33 protein-coding genes are annotated in these 25,150 nt (G+C 42.2%); 17 read left to right on the forward strand and 16 right to left on the reverse strand.

What is annotated here, in order from left to right; translation table 11 throughout:
• Positions 1-78 precede the first annotated feature (78 nt).
• Positions 79-264, forward strand: a complete 186-nt coding sequence (locus F6K53_RS13135; protein ID WP_293019273.1) for a DUF433 domain-containing protein — start codon at positions 79-81, stop codon at positions 262-264.
• Between the two features lie 278 nt (positions 265-542).
• On the opposite strand, the gene F6K53_RS13140 is transcribed toward F6K53_RS13135, so the two are convergent.
• Both F6K53_RS13140 and F6K53_RS13145 read right to left on the reverse strand, forming a co-directional pair.
• Positions 543-1,301 (reverse strand): methyltransferase domain-containing protein, encoded by a 759-nt coding sequence (locus F6K53_RS13140; RefSeq protein ID WP_293019272.1) that lies wholly within the window; start codon positions 1,299-1,301, stop codon positions 543-545.
• 394 nt (positions 1,302-1,695) lie between these two features.
• Positions 1,696-3,471, reverse strand: coding sequence for an N-acetylmuramoyl-L-alanine amidase (locus F6K53_RS13145; protein WP_293074045.1), 1,776 nt, complete (start codon positions 3,469-3,471; stop codon positions 1,696-1,698).
• Between the two features lie 229 nt (positions 3,472-3,700).
• Here F6K53_RS13145 and F6K53_RS13150 point away from each other — a divergent pair, with 229 nt between their 5' ends.
• The 3 genes from F6K53_RS13150 (at position 3,701) to F6K53_RS13155 (ending at position 5,852) form a co-directional block, all read left to right on the forward strand.
• On the forward strand, positions 3,701-3,847 hold the full coding sequence (locus F6K53_RS13150) for a hypothetical protein (RefSeq protein ID WP_293019270.1): 147 nt from the start codon (positions 3,701-3,703) through the stop codon (positions 3,845-3,847).
• A gap of 81 nt (positions 3,848-3,928) precedes the next feature.
• Positions 3,929-4,063 carry a sodium-dependent bicarbonate transport family permease gene (locus tag F6K53_RS45840; RefSeq protein WP_364305972.1) on the forward strand — a complete coding sequence of 45 codons (135 nt, stop codon included), beginning with the start codon at positions 3,929-3,931 and terminating at the stop codon, positions 4,061-4,063.
• Between the two features lie 46 nt (positions 4,064-4,109).
• Complete coding sequence (locus tag F6K53_RS13155; protein ID WP_293081034.1) at positions 4,110-5,852, forward strand: SulP family inorganic anion transporter; 1,743 nt, start codon at positions 4,110-4,112, stop codon at positions 5,850-5,852.
• Positions 5,853-6,007: 155 nt separating this feature from the next.
• Here the strand turns inward: F6K53_RS13155 and F6K53_RS13160 are convergent, their stop codons facing one another.
• Positions 6,008-6,553 carry a pyridoxamine 5'-phosphate oxidase family protein gene (locus F6K53_RS13160; protein WP_293019268.1) on the reverse strand — a complete coding sequence of 182 codons (546 nt, stop codon included), beginning with the start codon at positions 6,551-6,553 and terminating at the stop codon, positions 6,008-6,010.
• Between the two features lie 24 nt (positions 6,554-6,577).
• The gene (locus F6K53_RS13165; protein WP_293019267.1) at positions 6,578-6,724 is read right to left on the reverse strand and encodes a hypothetical protein; all 147 of its coding nucleotides are present in this window, start codon (positions 6,722-6,724) and stop codon (positions 6,578-6,580) included.
• 351 nt (positions 6,725-7,075) lie between these two features.
• Between F6K53_RS13165 and F6K53_RS13170 the strand changes: the two genes are divergently transcribed.
• On the forward strand, positions 7,076-8,299 hold the full coding sequence (locus F6K53_RS13170) for a chromate transporter (RefSeq protein WP_293071716.1): 1,224 nt from the start codon (positions 7,076-7,078) through the stop codon (positions 8,297-8,299).
• Here the strand turns inward: F6K53_RS13170 and F6K53_RS13175 are convergent.
• Positions 8,273-8,470, reverse strand: coding sequence for a hypothetical protein (locus F6K53_RS13175; protein WP_293071715.1), 198 nt, complete (start codon positions 8,468-8,470; stop codon positions 8,273-8,275). The two genes, F6K53_RS13170 and F6K53_RS13175, sit on opposite strands and share 27 nt — an antisense overlap.
• 89 nt (positions 8,471-8,559) lie before the next feature.
• Complete coding sequence (locus F6K53_RS13180; RefSeq protein WP_293071714.1) at positions 8,560-9,168, reverse strand: hypothetical protein; 609 nt, start codon at positions 9,166-9,168, stop codon at positions 8,560-8,562.
• On the opposite strand from F6K53_RS13180, the gene F6K53_RS13185 reads away from it, so the two are divergent.
• Genes F6K53_RS13185 through F6K53_RS13195 form a run of 3 tightly spaced genes read left to right on the forward strand, consistent with a single transcriptional unit; the run spans position 9,162 to position 11,263 of the window.
• Complete coding sequence (locus F6K53_RS13185; RefSeq protein ID WP_293071713.1) at positions 9,162-9,440, forward strand: hypothetical protein; 279 nt, start codon at positions 9,162-9,164, stop codon at positions 9,438-9,440. The two genes, F6K53_RS13180 and F6K53_RS13185, sit on opposite strands and share 7 nt — an antisense overlap.
• A 60-nt stretch (positions 9,441-9,500) precedes the next feature.
• On the forward strand, positions 9,501-10,373 hold the full coding sequence (locus F6K53_RS13190; protein ID WP_293071712.1) for a NotI family restriction endonuclease: 873 nt from the start codon (positions 9,501-9,503) through the stop codon (positions 10,371-10,373).
• An 11-nt stretch (positions 10,374-10,384) separates the two neighbouring features.
• Complete coding sequence (locus tag F6K53_RS13195) at positions 10,385-11,263, forward strand: DNA adenine methylase (RefSeq protein WP_293071711.1); 879 nt, start codon at positions 10,385-10,387, stop codon at positions 11,261-11,263.
• Positions 11,264-11,274: 11 nt separating this feature from the next.
• Here the strand turns inward: F6K53_RS13195 and F6K53_RS13200 are convergent, their stop codons facing one another.
• From F6K53_RS13200 to F6K53_RS13215, 4 genes are all read right to left on the reverse strand, one after another.
• Complete coding sequence (locus F6K53_RS13200; RefSeq protein ID WP_293019258.1) at positions 11,275-11,406, reverse strand: hypothetical protein; 132 nt, start codon at positions 11,404-11,406, stop codon at positions 11,275-11,277.
• The gene (locus F6K53_RS13205; RefSeq protein ID WP_293047344.1) at positions 11,399-11,644 is read right to left on the reverse strand and encodes a hypothetical protein; all 246 of its coding nucleotides are present in this window, start codon (positions 11,642-11,644) and stop codon (positions 11,399-11,401) included. The genes F6K53_RS13200 and F6K53_RS13205 overlap by 8 nt, the downstream gene beginning before the upstream one ends.
• Positions 11,645-11,767: 123 nt before the next feature.
• Positions 11,768-11,941 carry a hypothetical protein gene (locus F6K53_RS13210; RefSeq protein WP_293019254.1) on the reverse strand — a complete coding sequence of 58 codons (174 nt, stop codon included), beginning with the start codon at positions 11,939-11,941 and terminating at the stop codon, positions 11,768-11,770.
• A 37-nt stretch (positions 11,942-11,978) separates the two neighbouring features.
• Positions 11,979-12,395: a helix-turn-helix domain-containing protein gene (locus F6K53_RS13215; protein WP_293019253.1), complete on the reverse strand. Its 417-nt coding sequence runs from the start codon at positions 12,393-12,395 to the stop codon at positions 11,979-11,981.
• A 467-nt stretch (positions 12,396-12,862) separates the two neighbouring features.
• Here F6K53_RS13215 and F6K53_RS13220 point away from each other — a divergent pair, with 467 nt between their 5' ends.
• Together F6K53_RS13220 and F6K53_RS13225 are read left to right on the forward strand one after the other, a co-directional pair.
• The gene (locus tag F6K53_RS13220; protein ID WP_293019251.1) at positions 12,863-13,282 is read left to right on the forward strand and encodes a DUF29 domain-containing protein; all 420 of its coding nucleotides are present in this window, start codon (positions 12,863-12,865) and stop codon (positions 13,280-13,282) included.
• Between the two features lie 142 nt (positions 13,283-13,424).
• Positions 13,425-13,622 carry a hypothetical protein gene (locus tag F6K53_RS13225; protein WP_293019249.1) on the forward strand — a complete coding sequence of 66 codons (198 nt, stop codon included), beginning with the start codon at positions 13,425-13,427 and terminating at the stop codon, positions 13,620-13,622.
• Here the strand turns inward: F6K53_RS13225 and F6K53_RS13230 are convergent.
• Positions 13,565-14,188 carry a glutathione S-transferase family protein gene (locus F6K53_RS13230; RefSeq protein ID WP_293019248.1) on the reverse strand — a complete coding sequence of 208 codons (624 nt, stop codon included), beginning with the start codon at positions 14,186-14,188 and terminating at the stop codon, positions 13,565-13,567. The genes F6K53_RS13225 and F6K53_RS13230 overlap by 58 nt on opposite strands.
• A gap of 278 nt (positions 14,189-14,466) precedes the next feature.
• A complete protein-coding gene (locus F6K53_RS13235; RefSeq protein ID WP_293081037.1) occupies positions 14,467-14,589 on the reverse strand; it encodes a hypothetical protein in 123 nt (40 codons plus the stop codon).
• A 166-nt stretch (positions 14,590-14,755) separates the two neighbouring features.
• Here F6K53_RS13235 and F6K53_RS13240 point away from each other — a divergent pair, with 166 nt between their 5' ends.
• From F6K53_RS13240 to F6K53_RS13265, 6 genes are all read left to right on the forward strand, one after another.
• Positions 14,756-14,932, forward strand: coding sequence for a hypothetical protein (locus F6K53_RS13240; RefSeq protein ID WP_293021672.1), 177 nt, complete (start codon positions 14,756-14,758; stop codon positions 14,930-14,932).
• Between the two features lie 121 nt (positions 14,933-15,053).
• Positions 15,054-15,260, forward strand: a complete 207-nt coding sequence (locus tag F6K53_RS13245; RefSeq protein ID WP_075904719.1) for a hypothetical protein — start codon at positions 15,054-15,056, stop codon at positions 15,258-15,260.
• 5 nt (positions 15,261-15,265) lie between these two features.
• Positions 15,266-15,394 carry a hypothetical protein gene (locus F6K53_RS13250; RefSeq protein ID WP_293021670.1) on the forward strand — a complete coding sequence of 43 codons (129 nt, stop codon included), beginning with the start codon at positions 15,266-15,268 and terminating at the stop codon, positions 15,392-15,394.
• Between the two features lie 287 nt (positions 15,395-15,681).
• The gene (locus tag F6K53_RS13255) at positions 15,682-17,349 is read left to right on the forward strand and encodes a CTP synthase (RefSeq protein WP_293071710.1); all 1,668 of its coding nucleotides are present in this window, start codon (positions 15,682-15,684) and stop codon (positions 17,347-17,349) included.
• A gap of 616 nt (positions 17,350-17,965) precedes the next feature.
• Positions 17,966-18,385 (forward strand): hypothetical protein, encoded by a 420-nt coding sequence (locus F6K53_RS13260; RefSeq protein WP_293021668.1) that lies wholly within the window; start codon positions 17,966-17,968, stop codon positions 18,383-18,385.
• 153 nt (positions 18,386-18,538) lie between these two features.
• Positions 18,539-18,703: a hypothetical protein gene (locus F6K53_RS13265; protein WP_293021667.1), complete on the forward strand. Its 165-nt coding sequence runs from the start codon at positions 18,539-18,541 to the stop codon at positions 18,701-18,703.
• Between the two features lie 131 nt (positions 18,704-18,834).
• Here the strand turns inward: F6K53_RS13265 and F6K53_RS13270 are convergent, their stop codons facing one another.
• The 4 genes from F6K53_RS13270 to F6K53_RS13285 form a co-directional block, all read right to left on the reverse strand.
• Entirely contained in the window at positions 18,835-19,680 is an 846-nt protein-coding gene (locus F6K53_RS13270) for a metallophosphoesterase (RefSeq protein WP_293021665.1), read from the reverse strand.
• A 200-nt stretch (positions 19,681-19,880) separates the two neighbouring features.
• Positions 19,881-21,893, reverse strand: coding sequence for a hypothetical protein (locus F6K53_RS13275; RefSeq protein WP_293081041.1), 2,013 nt, complete (start codon positions 21,891-21,893; stop codon positions 19,881-19,883).
• A 6-nt stretch (positions 21,894-21,899) separates the two neighbouring features.
• Positions 21,900-22,028 (reverse strand): hypothetical protein, encoded by a 129-nt coding sequence (locus F6K53_RS13280; protein ID WP_293021661.1) that lies wholly within the window; start codon positions 22,026-22,028, stop codon positions 21,900-21,902.
• A gap of 354 nt (positions 22,029-22,382) precedes the next feature.
• A complete protein-coding gene (locus F6K53_RS13285) occupies positions 22,383-23,072 on the reverse strand; it encodes a glycosyltransferase family 2 protein (RefSeq protein WP_293021660.1) in 690 nt (229 codons plus the stop codon).
• 844 nt (positions 23,073-23,916) lie between these two features.
• Here F6K53_RS13285 and F6K53_RS13290 point away from each other — a divergent pair.
• Complete coding sequence (locus tag F6K53_RS13290) at positions 23,917-25,116, forward strand: glycosyltransferase (RefSeq protein WP_293021659.1); 1,200 nt, start codon at positions 23,917-23,919, stop codon at positions 25,114-25,116.
• The last annotated feature ends 34 nt before the right edge of the window (positions 25,117-25,150 follow it).

A 25,150-nucleotide genomic window follows, 5' to 3' on the forward strand; every position in this document is an offset into this window, starting at 1 on the left:
TGCCTCAGTATTGATCTCAGTTTTTTGTTTCAGTTGTTTCAGTTATATGATCTCAATACATATATTCAAGGTAAATTGATGCCAGTTATAGAAGCTAAGACTTATATAGAATATCGGGACAATGGTTACTGGATTGCAGGCACACGAATTTCTCTAGACTCCGTTGTATATACTTTCCGCAACGGATTATCACCAGAAAGTATTGTTCAATCCTTCCCACTGTCAACCTTGAACAGGTTTACGGAGCGATCGCGTTCTACTTAGCTAATCGTGAGCAGATTGATACTTACCTCGCTTTGGAAGAGGAAGAGTTTGATGCCATGCCTCAACCATTACAAATCTCTGATCCGTCTTTGTATAACAAACTTATCTCACGATTATCCAAAAAACAGAGGCTGGGAGCATGAGCGTCTGGGTCTTTTAGTTTTTCCGTAAGCATATGCGCTACGCGCACGCTGCGCGAACAGCAGTCAGCGGTCAGCCGTGAGCCAAGGCCAATGGCCTTGGCCATTGGCTGATAGCAGCTGAATGATTACTGATAGTTAGGTTTTGTTAAAAAAACTATCAGTAAACTGTCGCAACCCGAAATACCATTTAACGACCGGGTCCTTTAAGTAAGGTTGTAGAAGTCTCATCTTCGTAGATTCTTCGTAGTATGCACTCGATGCAGCAGATTCAGAGGCAAGCAAACGGTCAATTACTTCTAGTATTTCTGGGGCTTGAGAATGCTCTGCCTGGAGATAATCGATAATATTGTAACGATACCAAGGAGCTACATTAGGTATTTGTCTAAGTTTCTCGCGAATACGATCCGCGACGACAAAATTATGCTTAGTGAATAAACGGTGCCAGTAATCTCTGGAATGAAGATTGATATGTCCATGGCCGCTCTGACTAGGAACTGCTGCTGAAAATACCACGATTGGCGCAACACTAGTCATCCAGCTGATTAGTATTGGAGATGTTTCAGGTTCTAGGTGTTCAGCAACTTCCAGAGAAATAGCAAGATCGAAATTCTGGTTGGAGAAACGATTAGCAATGGCTACTTCGTCATTTAGATCAAGTTTGTGAAATTCAATAGATGATTCTGAGAAATCAGGTTCCGAATAACCATCTACAGCTGTTACCTCTACACCCAATCTGGCCAGCTCTCTAGTAAGATGCCCAGGACCACACCCAAATTCTGCCACACGTTTTGGTTGATAAGTTTTAACGATTGTTGACGCTATAGCTTGATAATTGGTATCGAATATTTCACTAGTAAAATATTCTGAATTGTAATCAAATGCAGCCTGAGTCATAGAATTTATTTCAAAGTTATACGTGAGGTGAAACCGAGACATATCTTACATCAAACAAGTGATACTAGATAGCTCTGAAAATGGTTTTGAATTTACAGGCACTCAGTTGAGAAATTAAACAAGTTAGGGTAGCCCATATATCTATCAAGCAAATTGGCGAAGTTTATTTTACCATCAAAGCCAAAAGTCTTGAGTCCAGTAATAAAAGTTTACATTGTTATCCTATCGTTGTTGTCAACGGATGCAGTCGGCCAAAGGAGGTTTCCCTGATGAGCAACTACCAGTGCGGTCTTGGGGGTTTCCACGCCAGTCGCTCATCTGACTCCCCATCTCCCCATCTCCCCATCTCCCCTCTGTTTCCCTATTCCCTGTTACCTATTCAACAAAGCTTGCATTACTCCACAGTAGCTATCCATTCAGTAATCCCATCTGCGATCGCATTAGCCAATTGCCTTTGTTCTCGGGGATTGCTAATCCATTCAAATTCCACCGGATTAATCATAAATCCCAATTCCAATAGCACCGAAGGAGCTTTGTGAGGACGGGTTAGGGCGAGATTATTCCAAAATACTCCGTAGGATGGACGCCGGAGCTTTTGGACTAAATAATTATGCAAAAACACTGATAAATCGTGGGCTTGGGTATGATACCAAAACATTCCGATCCCAGCAGTATTAATAGCATCACCATAATCTGGTAGCGCATTGTAATGGATAGAAAGGGCAATCGTTGGTTCTAGTTCGTGAATCATATCCATCCGGTCTCGTAATGACACATCCTTGTCAGTTTCCCGTGTCATATATACCGTTGCTCCCCGTTGTACCAATTCCTTTTGCAACAGTTTCGAGACTACTAAATTAACATCCTTTTCTGGATACCCATTCGGTCCGCTAGCTCCTGTTTCGGCTCCCCCATGTCCGGGATCGAGCAGTATCTTAATTCCTGCTAACCGCTGAGTCGATAGACCCAGTATTCCTCTACTGCTCAAGTTGGGTGGATGTCTCAGAGACAGAATTAGAGTAGTGCCTTCATACCTTAAGTCATACCCCCACTGCTGCTCAGATTTGAGTCTAAAATTATACTCCACCCGGTCTGGAGTCACTTGGTACCAGTCTAGGCGCTTAATCACTGGGTCATCATTTAGGAAAATTGTATCCGTTTGAGCGGTTAGATTATGTAGCGTTAGGGTAAAGGTTTTATCGGACTGCTGCACACTCACTGGTACTGGTATCTCTAGGGGAAAGAGAATTTCTGTTGCTCCAGGTACCTGTCGGGAGGTGATACTGCGAATAATCGACTTCGGGGGAGTTGCACCAGGAATCACCTTGGTTTCCTTCTGGCGAATCCAAGCACCATAATCAAGACGTAACCAGTCTCCCTCTTTGCCCGTGACGGCTGCTCTAGTTCCCTTTGGTAAAGGCGTTAAGCGAGAATAGTTAGTACTCGGTCCAGTGCGGGCAACCCCAGCCTCTTCTATTACCTCTATTACCTCTAAGCGGTTACGAGAGAGAATTTCCACTGTACCTGTACCCCGCTGACTGACTCTCTCGCCATTGAGATTTAGTTGAAACACAGGGTTGCCAAAATTACCAGCTTGTGATACTTCAGCGCATCCCTGGTAGTTATTAATGACTGCACGAGGTGTAGGTTGGTTTTGACCAGTCAATACGGCAAAATTGGAGGGAAGTTGGGCATCTTGGGATTGAGGGAGTAAGGAAATCTGTTGATTGCCCAGGGTGACAGAAACTTTAGCACGAGGGGATGCGATCGCACCAAAACAAATCTGTTCTCCAGGTAATCTAGCAATATCTGCTGCTGGGGTCAGGGAATCTTTGGCAAATCCCAAACCTTGTGGTAACTGTGGTTCAGTAGACAGCCGGGTTACGGTAACTTGAATTTCCTGGTTTAGATAGCGCAAGGTAAACCGATTTTCTCCCAGCTGCAAAGGGAAACTAGGAGCAAAATTCCCACTTTGGCTACGGGGGATAGGTTTACCATTGACCAACACCTCTGAAGTAGGGGCTGCAGTACCAATCAAGAAAATTTTCTCTGCAGTAGTTTTATGCTCACGGGGGGGATAGGCCAGGAAAAGGGGTTGCTCAGCCGAAACAGGTAAAACAGGTAATGTAATCACAGAAGCTAGTATTGCCCAACTCAGGATTTTTTGCATGCTTTCTCGTCAACAGCAGGATAGGTTACCAGTCAATAGCCCAATCTTACCAGCACTATCGCAATCTGATTTAGCCTGAGCTCGATATCAGCAACTATTGTCCCATTGAGTCGTGTCTAGCTAATCGTAGGGTGGGCAGTGCGTACCAAAGCACTTTGCAAGCTTCATTATCTGTCTGATGCACTGCCCACCCTACATGAACTGTCTAATCTCTAGTCTCTAATCTCTAGTGAGAGTAATTGATTTTCCCGGAATTTTTAACCAGAATTTGCGAAATAATCCACCAATCCTTCTGTGTACTCCCACTAACCTTGCTCAATTATTCTTTGGGGAGATGATAGTCAATGGTGCTAGGCATCCCTGGATTGAATGGTAAACTTTACCCATTAACCAAGAATTTCAACAGTTTCACCTCCAACAGTGTAAAATTCTAGTGTAAAATTCTAAGGCATCTTATATAGCAATTCTTACTGCGATACACTTAAGTGTTGCCCAGGTAAATTCCGGTTTCTATATTTGGATGGCTCTAACCCTAACATTTTCCTATAGCATTATTGTAGGAATTCCAAGTTATATGGAAAGAATCAATTAGATGTGGGCCTAGAGCAAGTATTATTCTTTCACTAAATTACCCACTCATGCAATTTGTGAATGGTTTACATTTCCGTAATTTGCGCGGTGATGTCTTTGGTGGTCTGACTGCTGCAATTGTTGCACTACCATTAGCCCTAGCCTTTGGAGTATCCTCCGGTGCTGGGGCAATTCATGGTCTTTACGGCGCTATTTTTGTTGGTCTGTTTGCCGCTCTGTTTGGCGGTACTCCCTCTCAGATTTCTGGTCCCACTGGCCCGATGACCGTAGTGATGACAACGGTGTTTACGGCGCTAGTTGCTAAAAACCCAGAGAATGGTCTAGCGATGGCATTTACTGTTGTCATGCTAGGGGGGATATTTCAAATCTTATTTGGGGTGTTGCGGCTGGGTAAATATATTACCCTGATGCCCTACACAGTTATATCTGGCTTTATGTCAGGGATTGGTGTGATCATTCTGTTGTTACAGATTGGTCCATTTTTCGGGCATCCTAGTTCTGGGAATGTGGTGGAATCTGTCAGCAATTTTCCTACCTTTGTCGCTAATCCCCATTTTGCCGCTACCGGTCTAGCAATCCTGACTCTGGTGATTATGTTTGGATCACCTAGGAAGCTGAGTCGATTAATTCCATCCCCCTTGCTAGCACTGATAGTCTGTACGTTGATATCGGTTGTCTTTTTCCCAGACCTGCCAGACAGCGAGCTCAGACGGATTGGAGACATCCCCACAGGCTTACCCAAGCTATATTTGCCAGTCTTTAAGTTCAGCCAAATCAAAGACATGCTTGGCTATGGTCTAATGTTAGCCACCTTGGGAGCTATCGACTCTCTGTTAACGTCCATGGTTGCTGATAATATTACCCGTACCCAGCACGACTCTGACCGGGAATTAATTGGTCAGGGTATCGGTAATACGATTGCTGGCTTGTTTGGTGGGCTCCCTGGTGCTGGTGCTACCATGCGGACGGTAATCAATGTTAAGGCTGGTGGTCAAACCCCCCTTTCAGGCATGATTCATGCCCTAGTGCTGCTGGTGATTGTTGTGGGGGCGGGAAGCCTCACTGAAAGTATTCCCCATGCTGTCCTGGCGGGCATCTTGATTAAAGTAGGAATCGATATTATTGACTGGAGCTTCCTCAAACGAGCCCATCAAGTCTCCCTCAAGGCAGCAGCATTAATGTATTTAGTGTTATTCATGACTGTATTTGTTGACCTAATTACAGCCGTTGCCGTTGGGGTGTTCATTGCCAACCTGTTGACTGTCAAAAACCTCAGTGAGCTACAAATTAATCAAATCAAGGAAATTACTGCTCCTGATGATGGTGAAAAGAGTTTGAGCTATGAAGAAAAACAACTTCTGAAACAGGCTCGTGGTCGAATTTTCCTATTCCGTCTCGGCGGACCAATGAGCTTTGGTGCAGCCAAGGGTATCTCTCAGCGGATGGGGATGGTAGAAAAGTATGATGTCCTGATTTTAGATCTCAGTGATGTTCCCTTGTTGGGAGTGACCGCTTCTTTAGCGATAGAGACTATGGTTAAGGAGGCTCGTGACAAACGTCGTGATGTGTTTATCGTAGGTGCGACTGGTAGGGTTAATCAAAGGCTGGAAAAGTTGAAAATCCTGCAACTATTACCAGAAAGAAACCGAGTTAGCGATCGCATCGAGGCATTAGAGCAAGCAACTGCCTTGATTACGGGAGAGCAATCACATATCAATAGTGCTTTAGCCCAGGAAAATCCCATAGAGGTCAATAGCGCTGCCGCTAATTTAGACCAAACTAAAAAATAAGTTGGTTTGGTTGTTTGTCAGAATGGTGAAGGCAGAATTAATAATGTAGAATGTAGAATGTAGAATGTAAAATTAATAATGTAGAATGCAGAATGTAGAATGTAGAATTCTTAATTCTTAATTCTTAATTCTTAATTCTTAATTCACCATTCTGGTTAATCTTCTAAAAGATTAGTCGGTAACCCATCTATACTCTCAATATTTTTGGCTTGCCAATAGTCGTGAATTCCCTGTTTTCCCTTCTTATTCGCCCACTTGAGCAGAGTTTCCCTCTCTCCTTTTAAGTCATACAAAGGTACACCATAACCACAGGAGGTTTGGGCAGATTCTACATTTAATACAATAATCTGTCTTTCCCCTGGTAGGCTATTGAATAGGGAGTAGACTGTTTCCCATTCCTTATCCCTAGGTCGAATTACCTGACCATGACCATAAAGGCGGAGAATTAATGGCTTTTCAGTGAAGCTACAAAACATAATTGTCATTCTGCCATTTTCCAGCAAATGAGCAGATGTCTCGTTACCGCTACCGGTTAAATCTAGATAAGCCACTGTTTTACTATCAATACACCGAAAGGTGTTAATACCTTTGGGGGATAGGTTAATACGACCTTGATGGGGGGCTGTGGCTGTAAAAAATATTTTTTGCTCCTCAATAAACTCTCTTAAATCTTGATTGATTTCTGAGTAAAACTTAGCCATAGATTACACCAGATTACTCTAGGACTATTGTACCATAAAAATAACCAAAATAATAGCAAAGGAAGTAGGGAGTAGGGAGTAGGGAGTAGGGAGTCGGGAGTCGGGAGTAGGGAATAGGGAGTAGGGAGTAGGGAGTAGGGAGTAGGGAGTAGGGAGTAGGGAATAGGGCATCAAAAATTATTAAAATTCCTACACGAATTGCTCAATAACCAATACAATAACCTCAAAAAACACGTTCGCGTAGCGTGGCCTACGGCCAATCGCGTAGCGGCTCTGAAAGAGCATCGCAGTTATCTGATAGCTGATAGCTGTAAGATAACTGCTGAACTATCTATAATAAGTTATCTGCAAATAACTATAAATTAAATTTTATTACCCCGATTCCCGATTCCCGATTCCCGACTCCCGACTACCGACTCCCGATTCCCGATTCCCGATTCCCGACTCCCGACTCCCTATTCCCTATTCCCTGTTCCCTCTTCCCTTTGGTATATTAACCTTGACACCGTTGGAGTCAAACCAGTGTCTAACGAAATAGAAGATATTCAGCCTGACCAGCACAACAGTTCTGAAGCTCAACTCTCCCCACAAGAACAGGGGCAACGACTCAAAGAATTAGCGCTAGTCTTTTTTAAATTGGGGACAATTGCCTTTGGTGGCCCAGCTGCTCACATTGCCATGATGGATGATGAAGTAGTGAAGCGACGACAGTGGATGAGTCATGAGAATCTGCTGGATCTACTGGGCGTTACCAATCTTCTTCCAGGCCCTAACTCTACAGAATTAGCGATTCACATCGGTTATGAGCGAGCAGGATGGCGAGGACTGTTTGTTGCTGGTTCTTGTTTTATCTTGCCAGCAATGGTGATTGTCTGGATAATGGCAGCAATTTATGCCCGTTACCAGAGTGTGCCCCAGGTAGAGTGGCTCCTCTATGGTATCAAACCAGTTATCATCGCTATTGTTTTACAAGCGTTATGGAAGTTGGGGAAAAAAGCAGCAAAAGATATTCCCACTACAGTAGCAGGAGTTGCAGCTACTATCGCTTTCTTCTTAGGTACCCATGAAATTCTCTTACTGCTGTTGGTGGGAGCTGCGGTAATGCTAGTCAAAACCCTGTGGCGTAGAGGAAATAACATCACAGGTGCTTTACTTGTGCCTTTCTCTAGTCTTTTAGCCCAGACCGGTGTACCATCCGCCGCTTCCCTATCTTCTGCTAGTGTCTTCCTATTCTTCCTAAAAATTGGCTCCGTTCTATATGGTAGTGGTTATGTGCTGCTGGCGTTTCTACAGCAAGATTTAGTAGAGCGCCACCAATGGCTTACTTCCCAACAACTGCTTGATGCGATCGCAATCGGTCAAGTCACTCCCGGTCCTGTGTTTACCACTGCTACCTTCATTGGCTATCTCCTGAATGGAAATGTTGGCGCAATCGCTGCCACCGTTGGAATCTTTTTGCCTGCCTTTGTGTTAGTCGGAATCCTCAATCCTTGGGTGCCTAAGCTACGCCAATCCCCCTGGGCAAGTGGATTCCTCGACGGTGTTAATGCCGCTTCCTTAGGACTGATGACAGGAGTAACGTATATCTTAGCACGTACTGCTTTAGTAGATTGGTTAACCGTTATGGTGGCAATAACTAGTGCGGTGCTGGTATTTCGCTTTAAGGTAAATTCCCTATGGTTAGTGTTAATCGGCGGAATTATAGGATTTATTTCACAATTAGCCCAGTTGTCGATTGGGTTTTAGGGAATCAAGAATCGGGAGTCGGGAATCGGGAATCGGGAATCGGGAATCGGGAATCGGGAATCGGGAATCGGGAATCGGGAATCGGGAATCGGGAGAATGAGGTAGACGAATTTTTTCTATTTTCCCTGTTCCCTTTGCTAAAGTAGTATATTTTACCCTAATGAGGTACACAGAATTTTTACCTTCTTCCCTGTTACCTTTTACGTGTTACCTGCTCCCTGCTCCCTGCTCCCTGCTCCCTGCTCCCTTTCCTAATAGTATTAGGCTTCTCCTTTAACCATGTTCACTAGAATCCCAATAATTTTATTAATATCACTAATATAATAGCTATCATTATCTATATAAGCAACATTTTTTTCAAGCTTAACAAATCTCCATTCATCTCCTGTTGTTACTGCACCATATACACAGGATAACTCATGACTTGCTTCTTGATTAAAAAGTTGAGCAGCATGCATTTCCGCAATACATTGACCTAAGCCAGAAATAATATTTTCATTCTTAGCTTCAACTATTGTAATTACGGGTAACTCTAAATATAACTGTTCTTCTGAACCGCTAATGATATAATCGCAAAATACAGTTAAGCCTTTTTCCTTATCTACATTAAAATCAATCCCTGAGAATAGACTAATTTTTTCATCATAGGATTTTTCTTTAACTTCCAGTAAAATATTAATAATGATGAGTTCTGATCTAGCTTTTTCCGTATTAATGGCTAACGCTAAAGGAACATTTCTTTTTAAGGTCTGTGCGAGATAATCACTTATTTCAATTTCTTCACTATTGGAAAATAGTGACTGCTCCTCCACAGTCTGGATATTGAAGTCAAGCTTGACTTTCTTGAGAGTAAAGTCACTGTATGCCACGTAAGTCTCCTGATTTTGAGCCTAACGGTAAGGTTGAGCTGTATCTATTTTATAGGGCAGTCCGAAGAAACGTGACAATCGGGCAAGTAGCGAATTGCACTAGGAAGTTTGCTGGAACTTGGTTGCGATTGACCTTGGCCAAAAGGCCACGCTACGCGAACGGTCACGCGGGGCGCGTTCGCATCAATGGATTGCTGCTGAGTATAAATTGCCACCTTAGCTGTTCATCCGTAAGCAATCATCTAGCTTCACCCTTCGCGGTACAACTTTAATCAATATCTTGACCTTCTTACGGTAGTCTTAGATTTACATAAGTACTATACTAAATTGATATGTCCAACAATCCTCTTGCAGAGGTCTTCGGATTCCCAACTAACAACTTCACAGAACAGGCAAAGCGGTATCGTCGCTACAAACTGTGTCCTTATAACAATAAGGTGCCGAATTGCACCAAAGATAAGGCAAACAATCCTCTAGGTGTATGTAGTATCTATCACAGGGATGAATCGGTCATTACTTGTCCAGTTCGCTTCCGACAGGATTGGCTAATTGCTGAAAATGCCGCTAATTATTTCTTTGGAGAGGAAACTAATTGGACTTCCCTGACAGAGGTTCGCTTGAAAGATGCCAATGGTCAGTCCGCTGGAAATATTGATCTAGTCTTAGTTTCTTATGATGATCGAGGAAAAGTTTTAGATTTTGGCTCTGTAGAAGTGCAAGCTGTTTATATTTCTGGTAACGTTAGAAAACCCTTTGAAAGGTATATTAGTAATCCTGAAGACTGGAAAACTATAGATTGGGCAAAATTGACAACTTATTATCCTAGTCCAGATTATCTATCATCCTCACGCAAACGCCTCCTCCCTCAGCTTTTGTATAAGGGGTCAATTTTTCGTGAGTGGAATAAGAAACAGGTAATCGTTTTACAAAAGAGTTTCTTTGATACTCTGCCACAATTGCCAAAGGTTGAATGGGATAAATCGGAAGTTGCCTGGCATCTTTACACCCTAGAACCGGAAAAAAATCAGTTCAATTTGACGTTACACGATGTAGTTTATACAGAATACTGGGCAGCAATTAACGCTATTTCAACACCGAAAGCTGGTAACGTAGAAGATTTCCTTGAAGTGCTTCAACAGAAACTTGATGATAAACTAGATAATCCTCCAGATACTCAAACCATAGTAGATCTTCCTTTACAATAAAGGATAAGCCAATGACTCAACTTGAGCTATTTAATACTGCCTCTCTCATCAGTCATAAAAAAGTCATAAATGTAGCTAGTGTGCCGCAACGTAGCCCATTTCGCTATGCTGGTGGTAAAACTTGGCTAATCCCCCAAATTCGCCAATGGTTGTATAATAAAGGTGGTACAGATAAGGAACTTTTTGAACCTTTTGCTGGTGGAGGTATAGTCAGTCTTACTGCTGCTTTCGATAATTTAGTAGGTAGAGTGACTATGGTAGAAAAAGATGAAGGGGTTGCTGCTGTGTGGCAGCTCATTTTAGGTGGTGGTGCCGAATGGCTAGCCGAAACTATTGTCAATTTTCATCTAACTGCAAAGAGTGCTAAGCAAGCTATTGATTCTGCAAATGAATCTCTTGAATCTCTCGCTTTCGCAACAGTAGTTAAAAATCGCGTTAATCGTGGTGGAATTCTGGCTGATGGTGCTAGTTTTATGAAAAATGGGGAAAATGGCAAAGGAATCACGTCACGCTGGTATCCTCAAACCCTGAAAAAGCGCATACTTTCTATTGCTGAAATCAAGACAAAAATTAAATTTATTGCTGGGGATGGGTTTGAGGTTTGTGAGCAAAATTATCACCGCAACGATGCTATTTATTTTATTGATCCACCTTATTTAAAAGCTGGGCGCAGGCTCTATCGATATTCAGCAGTTGATCATGAAGCTCTATTTAAACTTGCTAGCAAATTAGAAGGCGATTTTCTGATGAGCTATGACAATACAGAAGAAACAAGGGATCTAGCAAGTCGCTATGAATTTGCTATACAACCTATTGCGATGAAAAACACTCACCATGCCAAGAAGACAGAATTGTTGATTAGCCGAAATTTCGATTGGTTTTCAGCTTAGTTATTCAGCTATCAGCCATTGGCGGTAGCTTCTTTCAATACAATTTGATACTCAGCTCTGAGTTCAGCACGATTGGTCTTAATGTAGGCCAGAGCAGCATTAATTTGTTCCTCGGTAAAGTTGAATCGTCGAGCATTACCCATTGGAGTTAGGTTGCTCCGATTCCAACAGTTGAGCGAGTTGATTAGCGGCTTGATGAGAGTTAAGGGGCGACCAAACTGGATAGGTAGCTCCTGGTTCTAAGGTAGGTTCCTCTTTCCTAGCTAGCTCTGCTACCAAAAACTGAATGACTTTCAGTTTGTCTGCACGGTTTAAACCTTTCAGAGTAGGAAATAACTCCACTACTGTCATAGGAAATAGAGAAATGCTTAACTTGTTCAATTCTCTCACACTCCTTTAAATTGGAGCATACTTTTCTACAATTGATAGCGAGTAATTTGTTATGGTAGGGTTTAACGACTGACTTACAACAAACCTAATTTTTGAAGTCGAGAGCGAATTGCACTAAGTTGTCTTTGGAACTTGGTTGGGATTGACCTTGGCCAAAAGGCCACGCTTCCGCGCTTGTGCGATCGCATTAGTTGGTTGCTGCTGAGCAAAACGATTCGGCTTTGCCTTGTGATAGTCAAACTGGTACTCAGGTAGCATCTCATCATCAAAGTCTGGTGTTTTGTTCATAAATCCGATGCTGAAAGTCGTCCTTCAAGTAGCCAAATCAGCTGACCTTAAAATCAGAAATCGTCTCAATCCACACCCTAGCCCCACAATGTAAAGGATCATCTGGACGATACATCACCCGACAGGGGCCATTAACTTCTACCGTATGACCATAAATATTTTTAGAACCCCGTTTGACCGTTATCACAGGGTTGCGCTCCCCGCTCTTGAGATTTTGGCGAATTACCTTCTGATTAACGTGAATCACAGCCTTAGTGTACTCCGTGCGCTTTGACCAATTCCGCTTCGGTCCGCGAGTACCAGGGGTGACCACCGGCATACCGTCAAACAGAGGAATCACCCAAGTTCTACCCACCTTATAAGCCCCCTTCACTCTGCCCTTGCTCAGCAGGAAACGGACACGAGTGGCAGAAACACCTAGTAATTCAGCAGCTTGGGCGGTAGAAATCATCATGGCGGTAAAACCATTGCTTTAACGATACTGTTATTTTAACACAAGTTCTCAGAAGATGCAAGGGGTTAGAAAAACTATTGCATTCACACTATCTATTAGAGTGTGGTAAGGGTGTAAAACACTTAAAGCGTGGAAAGTGTGGTAGATATGGGGCGGTGGCGTGGCAGATGGGAAGATTGTTATTAAGGGTTATCATCCAGACATCAGATCAGTTCAGTGGTTAAAAAAAACTATTGCACTGACGCACTAATGGGTTATAGCAATCCCAAATTATCTGTACCTCATAGCTATGAGAAACGCTATAATAGTAAGTATTCAGCTGTCAGCTGTCAGCTTTGTGGCACAGGCCACAAGCGCTGTGACTTTACTCATAGCTATGAGAATTGCTATATAGTAATTTAGTTTAATGTACGGATACTTAAAAACCTCCGTGATTCTTACAAAAACTATAAAATAATGAACAAATAATGAGTAATAGTGACTTGTATAATCAGGATTTTGTTCTGTGGACTGATCTAACTTGTCAGCAACTTAAAACAAGAAACTTTGATGAGTTGGACATAGAGAATTTAATTGAGGAAATAGCCACCTTGGGGCGAACAGATAAACGAGAGATTCAGAGCCGACTTAAGGTTTTAATGGAACACTTGCTTAAAAGGCAGTACGTGAATTCAGAGCCTGATTATCGAGGTTGGGAAAAAACGATCAATGAGCAGAGAGAACAGATTAATCTTTTGTTGTCTGAATCTCCCAGTCTCAAGCCTTATCTTGAATCGGTCTTTTCCGATTGCTACAGATATCCACTCTTTGTGGTTAGCAAGGATTATCCATCTACTTGCTTCCCCCAGGATTGTCCTTTTACCTCTGATATTCTAGATCAAGATTAATCTTGTGGCATAACTACCACCAATTACTACTTTTGTCTATCGATATAGCGTTCCTCGCACTTATGAGGTACAGTATTCTTTCACCCCTTTGGGTAATTAAAAATTAAAAATTAAAACTTCAAAATAAAGAAAAGAAGAAACTTTGAATTGGAGCGTTCGCGTTTGGCCTACGGCCACGCTACGCGATCGCACCAAATACAACTACTCCCTACTCCCTATTCCCTGTTCCCTGTTCCCTATCTCCCGACTCCCGACTCCCGACTCCCGATTCCCGATTCCCAATTACCGATTACCAATAGTTTCTTTAAAAGCTGGACGTTCAGACAAACGCATCAGATAATCAGCAACAGCTGGATACTCTTTAAAATCAAAATTTACCAGTATTTTGGCATAAGCCAAATAAGACCCTACTGCAATATCCGCCACACTAAAGTTATCCCCTAACAAAAATGTTTTATCCGTTAATAGCTCATTTAGTGGCTTCAATAAACTGGGCGCTTCTTTCTCCCGTCTATCTTCCAAAAACAATCCTGGTCCTAAGGTAGCATTAGCAAACAACACCCACTGCACAATCTCTGATTGTTCTTCCAGAGAACTAGGGGTTTCTCCATACTTATTAGCTAAGTAAACCAAAATCGCTCCCGACTCCCAAAGTTTAAAGTCCCCATCCACAATTGCTGGCACTTTACCCATCGGATTAATCGACAGGTATTCCGGCTGTTTATGCTCTCCAGCTTTCATATCCAGCAAGATATACTCATAGGGCACTCCCAACTCCTCAAGATACCACTGCACAATCGCAGCTCGGCTCCGAAGACCACTATAAAGTTTTAGTTGTGGAGACGATTGACTGACTTGAAAATTTTCTTGACTACTGAATTCTGACTCTTGAGTAGGATAAGACATTGTTCTAGATCTAGATTCGTTTACCTTAGGAGTATTACAGCTGTTTTCAGATGAATCGACTTCACTACCTTTAGCTGCAAGCCCCCTAAATCCCCCAATTATGGGGGACTTTAACTCAATTTCCCCCCAAAGTTGGGGGGCTAGGGGGGCGAAAATTGCTGTAAATGCACTTTGCCCACTGACAGGATTAACGTATCCAAGGATGATTGAAGTGGATAAAGTAGCTAATAAACAGAATAATAGACCCATAGCAATAAGTAAAGTAGTTTTTCAATGTTTTAGGGGGCAGGGAATCGGGAATCGGGAATCGGGAATCGGGAATCGGGAATCGGGAATCGGGAATCGTAGGAAAGAGCCATGCAGCGAGGTCTTGGGTGTCCCCTCATTAGCGACTGTATCAATAAGCTCCGAAGGGTTTTTGATGTTATGAGAAATTAGCCAGATTAGACCTCTTGCAAAAGTATTTTTATGATAGTGTTTACGTCAATTCTTGTCCACTGTTCCCTGTTCCCTATTCCCTGTTCCCAACAACTGCCGCGAAGTCTATTGTTTATGACCTATTTATAAATGCTATACAGCGTTTTTCATAACTATAAGCTATCAAGGTACACAGGATTTTTTCCCTATTCCCTATTCCCTGTTCCCTGTTCCCTGTTCCCTACTCCCTACTCCCTACTCCCTACTCCCTATTCCCTATTCCCTACCAGTTTTTTACAAAACTTTTCCAAATATGTTATAATATAATTTTTTTTATGCTATAATATAAAAGTGGGCGCTGAGACGCCCGGAGTCAAGAGCTAGCCCAACGAGAGTGCAATATCCACGGGCTAGCTCTGGCTCCCTTACACAAGGAGATAGTTTGATTATGAGTTATTCTGAACGCCTTCACCCGTGGGTGGTCATTAGGCTGTTACCCGAAATGCAGCGGATAGTCGTTGCTCGCTTCCGAAACCGGTCGGATGCAGAGGGACATTTATGGGCCCTGAAACGATTAATGCCTGATGCCGAATTTATAATTGTTTTTGATGTCGGTAATCTAGACCTCGGTAATCCAATGGATGAGGAATCCTAGGGGTTGTGCATCGATCAGCCGTCAGCCGTCAGTGGTCAGCAGTCAGCGGTCAGTGGTCAGCAGTCAGCGGTCAGCGGTCAGCGGTCAGCGGTCAGCGGTCAGCGGTCAGCGTGGCACAGGCTTCGACGCTGTGAGTTAAGCCATAAGCTGTTCGGGTAGCGCGTGGCACAGGCTTCGACGCTGTGAGTTAACCCATAAGCTGATTACTGATTACTGATTACTGATTGCTAATTGCTGATTGCTGATTCCTGATTGCTGATTACTGATTAATGATTGCTGATTGCTAATAGCTGATTACTGATTGCTGATTGCTGATTGCTAATAGCTGATTACTGATAGCTTAGCAGCAGCAAACAACTCTGGTGTAGTATGGCACAATGAACCAGATAAATCTCTATCGCGCTACTATATTAATACTATTATGACTAAGTTTGTCTTTATTACTGGAGGCGTTGTATCCAGTATTGGCAAGGGGATTGTTGCTGCTAGCTTGGGACGTTTACTCAAATCCCGGAACTATTCCGTTTCCATTCTTAAACTAGACCCCTATATTAACGTAGATCCGGGCACCATGAGTCCCTACCAACATGGAGAAGTGTTCGTAACATCAGACGGTGCTGAGACAGATTTAGATTTAGGTCACTATGAACGCTTCACAGATACCTCCGTCTCTCGCCTGAACAGTGTCACGACTGGCTCGATTTATCAAGCCGTAATCAATAAAGAACGTCGCGGTGACTACCAGGGGGGGACAGTGCAGGTGATTCCCCACATTACTAATGAAATAAAACAGCGCATTCATCGAGTTGCCCAAAATTCCAATCCTGATGTATTGATTACAGAAATTGGTGGCACATTAGGGGATATTGAATCCCTACCGTTTTTGGAAGCAATTCGTCAATTCCGTAAAGATGTCGGGCGCAATCAAGTCCTTTATATGCACCTGACCCTATTACCTTGGATTCCTGCGGCTGGAGAAATAAAAACCAAGCCAACCCAGCACTCCGTAAAGGAATTGCGTGCTATCGGGATTCAACCAGATATTTTAATTTGCCGATGCGATCGCGCTTTGCCACCCGGATTAAAAGATAAAATATCAGCATTCTGTGATGTACCAGTAGAGTCAGTTATTTCTGCACAGGACGCCAGCAGTATCTACGAAGTCCCCCTAATGCTAGAAAAAGAAGGACTGGCCCAGCAAACCCTAGAGTTATTCCAGATGGAGCAACGGGAACCAGATTTAACCCAGTGGCAGAGGTTAGTTGAGCGTCTGCATCATCCCACTCACCACCTTGAAATTGCCATTGTTGGTAAGTATATCAAACTAACCGATGCCTATCTATCCGTTGTGGAAGCTTTGGAGCATGCTGCGATCGCAAAAGATACCAAAATCAAAATACACTGGGTTAGTGCTGAGGATGTAGAAGCTTACGGTCCTGAACCCTTCCTAAACGGTTTTAACGGTATCCTTATTCCTGGAGGCTTTGGGATTCGGGGAGTAGATGGCAAAATTGAGGCAATTCGGTATGCTAGGGAAAATCAGATTCCCTTGCTGGGCTTATGTTTAGGGATGCAGTGTTCTGTAGTTGAATGGGCAAAGCACATAGCCCTCTTAGAAGATGCCCATAGTGCCGAGTTTTTCACTGATATCAAGAATCCCGTCATTCATCTATTGCCAGAGCAACAAGATGTAGTGGATTTAGGCGGTACCATGCGTTTAGGGCTATACCCATGCCGTATAGCACCTAATACTCTAGCATCTTCCCTCTACCAAGAAGAAGTCATTTATGAGCGCCACCGCCACCGGTATGAATTTAATAATGCTTATCGCAACCTATTTTTAGAAACAGGTTATGTCATTAGTGGTACTTCTCCCGATGGTCGCCTCGTGGAAATGATTGAATTGAAACAACACCCCTTCTTTATTGCCACTCAGTTCCACCCAGAATTTAGCTCCCGTCCCAGTCATCCCCATCCATTGTTTGTAGGATTTGTGCAAGCTACCATTGACAAAGGACAGGTTAAACAGTCTAGTACTAACGGCAGTACTAGCCAAAACCAGCAATCCGTTGCGGAAGTAAGCTCTTGAGTATGTGATGTCACAAATGTCGCAGATTAGGGTATTAATGACATCATGCCGGATAATTACCCTCGATCAAAACATGATTCCACAGAAATTATCCGGCTCTGAGGAATAAAGCCCTGAAATATGACTTAGCTTGATCAGCCCCTAGGCAAAAGTGAAGTACCCCAATCTACTTCGTGTCGGTTGGGGCTTCCAACTTTCGCTCAATTCAGGGACAGTCTTAAGAGAATGAAGAATTAATAATTAAGAATTAAGAATGAATAATTAAGAATGAATAATTAAGAATTAAGAATGAATAATTAAGAATTAAGAATTAAGAATCCAATTCTAAATTCTAAATTCTAAATTCTAAATTTTTCTTATCCTGGTTAACTATTTATCCTTTAATAAATAACTAGTAACCAGTAACCAGTGTTAATTAACAACAAGTAACCAGTAATCTCAATAAGAAGAGCAATCCTAAATGAATTGTGATCATTTTTGTTCCCTGTTCCCTATTCCCTGTTCCCTGTTCCCTTTGCTAAAGTGATTAACTCGAATCGTTCGCGTAGCTTGGCCTTTGGCCATCGAATTGGTAATTGCTAGTATTACCAACCCATTATTTCAATAAGGAGGTTTTGTGAGTTACTGGATAAAAGTTAATTACGATCATCGAGAATATGTCATTGATCTGGACCGACTTAGTACATTCACCCATGGTCCCAACGGAAAAATAACCTTCTGGTTACCCGATAGTACTATCCCCATTATTGTCAACCGTCAAAATGACCCAGACGGTTATCAACGAGTGGTCAACTACATTCAAAAGTTATCAGCACGATCACCTTCAGGTTTTTGGATTACATTCAATTACGAGCGTCATGATTATATCCTTGACCTCAACAAAATCAGTAGTTTTTGTCACTACCCAAATCAGAGATTAACCTTTTGGTTACCTGACAGTTCCATGCCCATCATTATTAGCGAACAAAAATATCCAGAAATTTATCATAAGATAATAGACTACATTGAACAAAAAACTGGCTACCTACTAACGTAATTATAGAATTAAGAATTAAAAATTAAGAATTAAGAATTGAGAATTGAGAATTGAGAATTAAGAATTGGGAATTAAGAATTAAGAATTGAGAATTGAGAATTGAGAATTGAGAATTGAGAATTGGCAATTCCGTAAGTATTCAGCTATCAGCTAATGCCCTACGCGAACAGACAGTTATCAACTTATGCACTACGGGCACGCTGTCTTGATGCAGTCGCTCATGGGGGGAACCCCCAAGACCGTAATGGTGCGTTTTCCGTAGGCGAATTAAATTCGCCACGGGTCGCACCTCTGCATCGCTACTTGAGGTGCTTTTGAATAAAATAAGCTCTTCGCGCAGCGTGAGCTTTAGGCTCACAGCTGAATGCTTACCTAATTCCCCATTCTACATTCTTAATTCTTAATTCTACATTCTTAATTCTACATTCTTAATTCTTAATTCTACATTCTTAATTCAACGTAATTACTGTAACTTCTGGTGGACAAAATAGACGACCTGGCCAATAAGTTCCTAAACCACGATTAGTATATAACTGGTTTCTACCGATCCGATGTAGACCCTCGGACCATTCCCAATGGTTAGTTACTTTTGAACATACTTTCAAATAGGGTATCCAGGGCTGCACAGATCTAGGAATATACTTCCGGATAGTTTTCAAAAATGCTGGCGCAGGTCCGATTCCTGGAATCACAATCTGACCACCATGGGTATGACCAGACAACTGCAAATCCACTCGCCAACGCTGTAATATCTCCGCAGTATCAGGGTTGTGGGATAAGACAATCCGGGGTGTTTTGGGGTCAAGTTGATTGAGCACTGGACCAGGATTGAAATCACCAGACCAAAAATCAGCAAGTCCTACTAGAGGTAATTGTGCTCCAAACGGATAAGCGATCGCATTCCACAACACCTTCACACCAATCTTAGTTAGAGCCTGAGTAATTGTTGCTTTTGAATGACGCCAGGCTAAATCATGGTTACCCAGTATAGCATAGATTCCATGGCGACTTTCCAGGTACTTCAATCGCCGCGCTAGTAGATAAATAGGAGTCGGGCTATTGGTTACGTAGTCGCCAGTTAAGACGACTAGATCAGGTTCAGCTTGATTAGCGGCTTCAATAGCGTCAGCTAAGATATTTCCTGGTAACTGCTGTCGATCATAATGTAAATCGGATAGTTGTACAAGTTTTGTGCCTCGCAATGACGTAGGTAAATCCGCGATCGCAACTGTGATTTTTTCTACCCTTAAGGGTTCTGAAAATATCCAATTCATCCAGCTAATCAAGAGGGTCATTAAACACTTGCTTCCAGCATAGCTCAGCCATACTACTATCAACTAGATGAATTAAGCTATCAGCTATCAGCTATCAGTTATCAGCTTAAGCGCTACTTGAGATGCTACTTGAGGTGCTATCAGCCGTGACCAAGGCTGACGGCTGACGGCTGACGGCTGATAGCTTAAAATCTAATTTAGAATTACGGAGAAAATCAGGATTATTTTTGACTAAGGAAAATTTTGACCTTGTCTTTTGACCAGCCTTGGGTATAACTTCTATTTTGGTAAGTTATCTGCTCGCCTTGGTTAGTTTGATCAGGTTCAGGTTTAGTTGAAAAAATTGCACAAGGAATAAATTTGCTATTGTTGGTGGAAAGTTCAGACTTACTGGCTGATGCATTCTTAACATTTATATGTTCAATTATCACTGGTGAATCAGTCTGTTGTTGTAACAGTATCCATAATGGGTATTCCCAGTCATTGTCACCTAAATACATGCCAATATCTGTACATTTATTACTTTTCAAAACATCAATAGCACCGAGGTAACCTAATCTGATTCGAGACCTACTGTTAAAATATTGCTCAGTACGGCTAGTGTTGAAAATACCGTTAGCGCCGACAAGAGGTCGTTCTCTACCAGATAATGCCCATGGTAATGATGTGATGATCAGAACCACTGCTATAACATTGGCAACTTGACGTAGCTTAATTTGGGACAATACTATTCCGACTACTGCAGACAAAAGTAAGAAAATTGGCAAATGAAGCCGACTGTTCCACCATTGCCATTTCAACAGGAAACAAAATAGTATAAATATGCTAATAATAACAGCAATATAACTGAGTATATAGCGTTGCTTTCGACCCTGTCGTTGGATGAAACAAGCGATGATAGAGAAAACAATTAAAACTAGATGAAGGGTGTTGCTGGTGTTGTTTTCTGTAGCATTAATTCCCAGAGTTGATAATCCACCAGGAATCCCAAACTTTCCGATATAGGTGGTGCGGGGGTCACTAATATCTACACTTAAAACGAGATGGAATAAATTAATTATCTTATTAGATATAGCATTAATAATCCCAATCGGTGTTCCCAGGTGAAGACCAATATTTCTCAAAATATTGGAGACTAAGACTGACGTTGTAAAAATTTCATTAGTATATCGTAGTTCTTCTGAAGCCGTAGCAATTGGAGTGCCATACAAGTCCAAGTTACGGATATAGTGACCAAGATTAATTAAAATAACAATAATCCCTACCGCTAAAATTGGCTTCCACCATCGCCAACCTAGGCGCTTAATCATGATCAGTGAAAACCAGATAAATAAGGGGAATGTATAAATATAGGCTGTTGCTTTCGTCACAATAGCCATGCCCATGGTAGCACCAACCCCTACTATATTAATCCAGCTAACTCTGGATTTGAGAGTCAAAATAATAAAGTAAGCCAAACAAATCACCCAGAACGAAACCACATAATCATTCTGGGTACTTGACCCTTGTAGGATTCCCATCGGAATAGTCGCAGCGACGACAGCAGCAAAAATCTGTCCTCGTATAGTCGCTCCCAGTTGTTGAGCAATCAGAGATACCCCAATCACGCTACCAATCATACTGAACCATTGGACAAGATTAGCTAAGCGATCGCCCCCACTCAGGAGTTGAAAATGCATGATCGTAAATTCAGCCCAAGGGTTTTGGTAAAGCTGTCTGGGAATATGGGTAGGATAATGGGCAACACTGTGATGCTGCATCCAATGAAGCACACGACTCATGTGGTAAGTCATGGAATCCCAGGTGTTGGGAGGCGCAACGATAGCAGTTAAGCCTACGATAGCGACCAGAAATCCTATACCTCCAAGTAAGACCAGTAAAAAACCAGAGATTTGGTCATTCCTATCCCTTGGGTTTTGCCCGTTTGTGGAGGGTGAGCTTTGCCCAATCCCATTTTGCCCAATCCCATGTTGTGAATCTTGGGTGAGGGTGACTCGTCCTGGTTTAACAGTCCGAAAGTAGGCAAAAATCAACGTCAGACTCAGTAAACCCCAGATTCCCGCGATCCAACCCCAAGTAATTAACTTAAATAAACTTAAAACTTCAGTAATAAAGGTTAATAAGACTCCCCAAGTAATAGCTGCCCACAATAGGGAACTACGCCAGCAATAATTGTAACGATAGATGAAGAGAAATAAAACAGTGAAGGTAATCAGAGGGAGCAAAGCCAACATAGTTATTCAAAGGGAATAGGGAATAGGGAGTAGGGAGTAGGGAGTAGGGAGTAGGGAGTAGGGAGTAGGGAGTAGGGAGTAGGGAGTAGGGAGTAGGGAGTAGGGAGTAGGGAATATGGGATCAAAAATTATCACAATTCATTTAGGATTGCTATAGTTAATTAATTTATTGTTAATTTATAGTAATTTAATTAAGGGAGTAATATCAAATCTGGTGGACTACTTATCCTATCTCTTCTGGGGTAATGGGTACTTGACAATTTCCTATTATCCATTACCGTAACCCAAAAATCCAGGGACTATTTGGTAAGTGATTAGTAAGCATTCAGCTAATGCGCGTAGCCCATTAGCTGCTAGCTGATAGCACCTCAAGTAGCATCTCAAGTAGCGCTTAAGCTGATAGCTGACGGCTGAATGCTTACCTTACAACCAAACTGTTTTTGGCCACCCGAGACGCTAAAAACCGATAAGTTATTTTTTAACTACTTCCTAATGAAAAAGATTGTATTTTAAGATACAGAATATTGCCCGAAACCCATCCCTCCAGCCAATTTTTTTCCCTTCTTCGTAAGTGCGACCATAGTAAGATATTCCTACTTCATAGATGCGGCATTTCTTTTTGGCAACCTTAGCAGTAATTTCCGGTTCAAAGCCAAACCGAGATTCTTCGATTTTGATAGATTGGATAATTTCACGCCGGAATGCCTTATAGCAGGTTTCCATATCGGTAAGGTTAATATTGGTAAACATATTGGAGAGCATGGTTAAAAATTTATTGCCCACCATATGCCAGTAATACACTACCCGATGGGGACCACCGCCAGCGAAACGGGAGCCATAAACCACATCCGCTTTGCCATCAATAATCGGCTGCATTAACAAGGGATATTCCTGGGGATCGTACTCTAAATCAGCATCTTGAACGATTACGATATCTCCAGTAGCCAAGCCAAACCCAGTCCGTAACGCAGCTCCTTTACCCCGATTCTTGTGATGATAGACAACATGGTCAATTTGGGATTCCAGTGATGACTCTAAAATCTCTCTAGTGCCATCGGTTGAGTAGTCATCGACAACAATAATTTCGCACTCTTTAACCGCAGATGCTTTGACAGCGTCAATAACATTGGCAATTGTGTTGACTTCGTTAAAACAGGGTATTACAACACTTAGCTTCATAAGCTTAAACCTTAATAATAAGCAAATAATTTGATTAGCTTAAAAATTTACATAATCTTTACATAATCCCCGCCTAATTCCCCTAGCCTTTGGTTAACTAGAGAGTTTGAGGCACTAAACACATCACGAAATCTTTACATAACGTTAGTTACATAAAGTTATGGGAAGTTTCCCCGTGATTAGATGGGATTGAACCCTCAAATTCAGGGCAAGACCAGGATTGATAGACAGGTTTGAGGTTGACTACTTGACACCCTGAATAAATTAGTATAATTCTACTGTAGGATTATAAATAGATCAACTAAATAGAGCAACTACTAAACCATTACGCTCAAGCCTGATTGGGGAGTCGTTGCTCATTACTCATTAGTATTTTGGTAAGCATATGCGCTACGCGCACGCTGCTTGAGGTGCCGTCAGCGGTCAGCCGTCATACTTTGGCTGATAGCTTGTAGGGTGGGCAAAAACAGTTTGCTTATGCGTGAGTATTCTAGATTATACTACTTTGCCCACCCTACTTTAATTGGTCTGATAGCTGATAGCTGATAGCTTGTAGGGTGGGCAAAAACAGTTTGCTTATGCGTGAGTATTCTAGATTATACTACTTTGCCCACCCTACTTTAATTGGTCTGATAGCACTGATAGCGCGTAGCGCATATGCTTACGTATTTTGACTAATGACTGATAACTAATGACTAATCAGTAAACTAATGACTAATGCCATAGGCTTGATAGCACTAGGTATTAGGCGCGCTAGACATTAAGTACTAACACCATTAACCCAAAACCTAACAGCTAACATCTAACACCATTAACCAAACAAAATCCCATCATCCTAGAGAGTATGTCTTTGGATACCAGTAATGACTACACAAAACCAGAAGAATCTGACCTTGGTGATTCTTCCTTATCCTTGGTGATTCCCACCTATAACGAGAGTAGAAACATCGGGGAGCTAATTAGAATCCTGAGCAATTTGCTCGATGAAGCAATACCAAACCAATACGAACTGATTGTAGTAGATGACGATAGTCCCGATCGTACCTGGGAAATCGCCCAGGCTCTGATGTCGGACTATCCACAGTTACAGGTAATTCGCCGTCAGCATGAAAGGGGGTTATCTACAGCAGTTATTCACGGCTGGAAAGCAGGTACTGGAAAAATTTTGGGGGTAATTGATGGGGATTTACAGCATCCACCAGAGATATTATTAAAACTTTTGCTAGCAATGGAGGATGGAGCCGATATAGCCATTGCCAGTCGTCATGTAGACGATGGAGGTGTTAGTGATTGGAGTGTAGTCAGGCGTTTCTTATCCAGAGGTGCTCAACTTTTAGGATTATCGATTTTACCAGAGGTTATCGGTCGTGTCTCTGACCCGATGAGCGGTTATTTTATGGTACGCCGTAGTGCCATTCATGAAAAAGACCTCAATCCTCTAGGGTACAAGATTCTAATTGAAGTGCTAGCTAGGGGAAAAATTGGCCGGATTGCAGAAGTTGGCTATGTATTTCAAGAGAGACTCTCAGGAGAGAGCAAAGTTACCTGGAAACAGTATGTAGACTATATTAGACACTTACTCCGGTTAAGGTTTTCTCTCGGAACCATTGGTCAACTTAGAAAACACATTCCCTTCCCTTTAAAGCGGTTTATTCGTTTTGGCTTAGTGGGATTCAGTGGCGTATTTGTGGATATGACTGTGCTTTACTTACTCCATGACCCTGCTACTTTGGGTTGGGGACTCACCCGCAGTAAAATTATTGCTGCTGAAGCGGCCATTATGAATAACTTTATTTGGAATGATGCCTGGACATTTAGGGATATAGCCAGTCAGCAGTGGGGATGGGGTAAGCGCTTGAAACGGTTTTTGAAGTTCAATCTTGTCTGTTTGATCGGTTTGTGCCTGAATGTGCTGTTGTTGAATCTGTTGTTTAATCTCCTGGGAATTAACTATCTGATTGCAAATGCTATTGCGATCGCAGCAGTTACTTTCTGGAATTTCTGGATTAATCTAAAGCTCAACTGGCGAGTGACCCAAAAATAACGATAACCGCTTGACTGTTGACTGTTGACCGTTG

It is taken from the genome of Moorena sp. SIO4A1 (genome assembly GCF_010672065.1).
Taxonomy (GTDB): domain Bacteria; phylum Cyanobacteriota; class Cyanobacteriia; order Cyanobacteriales; family Coleofasciculaceae; genus Moorena.